Here is a 2,813-nt window from a genome sequence, read left to right as displayed (position 1 = left end):
GGTCAGAAGCTAGCTGAATCTGTTCACAATCGGTTGCAGGCAGCAGTGGCAAGGATTGGCGACTGGTTGCAGTTAAGTTAGTGGGGGTATCGAAGCCAAAAACCATTGGAAATTTTGAGATGACATCATCGGGTAAATCTGCGGGATTACTCCCGCTTCGTCCCCAAGGCACCGTGCGAGCGAGTCTCCAAGCACACGGCGCGCCCAACTTCTTTAGAACACGTTTTCTTTTGCGACTTACTTTTCCTTGAATCCGGGTTTGTACCTTTTGGCTTTTGTCCCTTCTTCTTGGAGGGTTTTTTTAATCCCATTTTTAGCATTTGTTGTATTTCGGGATTTGTCGCACCCAGGGCATGGATTGAGTGATGGCAGTCATTGTGTAAGTATATTAAATTGTCATACTTATCTGTGCCGCCATCCTTTTTTGGTGTTATGTGATGTAGATGCACATTATCATACCTTCCAAGGGTTTGATTACAGACAGGACATATGTAGTTCTGTCTGTTTGCTATTTTGTTTTTTCCGTTGGATAGTCTATTTCTTGCGGTCTTTTGTTTCTGTTTATTTTCCCTCTTTTCCCAGTATTCTTTGAGTTCTGGGTCGTCCGGGCTATGAGTATGTGTGACCTGGGTGTGTCTTTCGATATTGACCCATGCAAGCTTAGTCAGATAAACTTTCCTTTCTCCAAATACCCATTTATCGTCTCTTCCGGGACATAATTTACCGAAATACTTCTTGTACAACCATTCCCGGGATTTTTGATGCTTTCTTAATCCCCATCTTGTTAACTTCCAGAATATGTAGCTGTCAATCTTATTGAATATTTCTGAAGATACTGCTCCGCTGTGGTAATTTCCCCACCCTCTTATAATCGGGTTGAGTCTTTTGATTACCACTTCCTGTGGAGCTGATCGTACCTTCTTGAATTCCTCTTTAAGTTTGGTTTTAAATTTCGCTACATTCTTATCTGAAGGTTTAATGATGGTTATATACCCTGATTTTCTTGTACTGGTATTATGTTTCCTGAAGTTCCACCCCAGAAAATCAAATCCGGTGGTCAAGTGGGATATTCTAGTTTTTTCGAAGGATAATGTTAGTCCTTTTTTGGATAACCACTCTTCAGCGATTTTCAATGCATTCACCGCATCTTCTTTGCTTTCGGTGAGGATTACAAAGTCATCGGCAAAGCGGACGTAAGTCCTTGGTGTCCTATTTTTCCAATTTCCGCCGTTTTTGGCTTTCTTGTCTTTACACCAGTAGTATTTAATACCTAGTTCCTTTTCTAATCCATGGAGAGCTATGTTGGCGTATAGTGGACTGATTATCCCACCTTGTGGTGTTCCTTGTTCGGTATCGTAGAATGTCCCTTTGTGGATGTATCCTGCTTTGAGCCATTCTTTTATGAGTTTGGTTGCTGGAAAGCTACCGATTGCTTCCAATAGTGGTTCATGTGCAATATTATCGAAGCATCCTGAGATGTCCGCGTCTACTACCCACCATTTTTTATTATTCTCTCCTTTGATGTTTAGGAATATCCTCTGTCTGGCGTCATGGGTACTTCTTCCAGGTCTGAACCCGTATGATACTGGTTCAAACATTGCTTCCCATGATGGCTCAAGTGCATTTTTGACTATACCTTGTAGGCATCTGTCGGTTATGCAAGGAATCCCTAATGGCCTTTTCTTTCCATTGGATTTTGGGATGTAGATGCGTTTGGTTGGTATTGGCTTCCATGTCTTATATGTGGTGAGGGAATCGACCATTAGACCTCTTTCCGCAGGGTTTAATTTTTTCTTTCCGTCTATCCCTGCTGTTTTTTTACCACTATTTACTTGGGTTGCTTGTTTGACTGATATCAGGATATTGGAATAGCTACGGAGAGCTAGTCTTTGTAGTTTGTTGACCTTTTTCCAATTACCCTCACGTGTCGCTCTGAAAATTCTACGTCTAAGTTTCCTGACCGTCCTGTAGGCACGTTTCCAATTGATAGCGTGCCAGTCAGTGGTTTGTTTAGTTACGATACCGTTCCCGTAAGGTTGCGGTTCTATCTTTTCCATATACAATTAAGGTACTTACGTATTATTTCCCTAGCTCGAAGTCAGTTCTGAAATTCAGCACTCTTTCAAGTTAAGGGATTTCCCTCTATCCAACCAGTTATATACTTTCGTATTTTCCTGTTGCCTTTCGGCTGTTGGCTTTTGCTTGGTTCAGTCTTCTACCGGGCTGAGAGTTATACCTCCTCTTACGATTTGGCTACCTACATCAATCGACCTAGATCTAGGACTCAACCTCGGCTTACCTGTTGACACACTAAGAAGTTACGAATCTGAGGTTGCCGCCTATACACCGAGTCCAAAGTGGGATTCGATTGCCCCTTTAACGCGAGGCTAATCCAGGAGCTTACACCTTCCATTGCCGCTTTATCGGAAAGTGTCTATCGTAACGATGCCTTGTAGTGGCGATTCATCACTTTTCAACCAAATGATTCTTTTCCTAACCCAACAACATCTTCTCCACGGCATGTAAAGATTTGTTGCGCATTCCCCTCTAGCTCTGAAACCTAGTGATTCGGGAGTGTCGTAGCCTTAGCCGCGATATCCATCTCACTACGCTCCTTCGGGTGGAAACTAGTCTGAATCCAAGACTAGGAAAGGGTTCTAGCCTTTCACTTCCAAGAGCGCCTTTCAGTCGCCCGGTTATTTCATATTATGGGTTCATTTTTCTTGCGTTTACCCTGATACAATTCTGGCTTGATGGTGTACAATCAGGGGAAAAAGTTCAATGTTGTGTGGGCAAAAGTGAAAATTATTACA

1 protein-coding gene is annotated in these 2,813 nt (G+C 42.6%); it reads right to left on the bottom strand.

The window, feature by feature from the left end; translation table 11 throughout:
- Positions 1-146: 146 nt before the first annotated feature.
- Positions 147-2,057: a group II intron reverse transcriptase/maturase gene (gene ltrA / locus F6K37_RS37255; protein WP_009149158.1), complete on the bottom strand. Its 1,911-nt coding sequence runs from the start codon at positions 2,055-2,057 to the stop codon at positions 147-149.
- Between the last annotated feature and the right edge of the window lie 756 nt (positions 2,058-2,813).

Source organism: Moorena sp. SIO4E2, assembly GCF_010671945.1.
Taxonomy (GTDB): domain Bacteria; phylum Cyanobacteriota; class Cyanobacteriia; order Cyanobacteriales; family Coleofasciculaceae; genus Moorena; species Moorena producens.
Note: the sequence above shows the minus strand (reverse complement) of the source record. Positions and strands in the feature narration are given on the sequence as shown.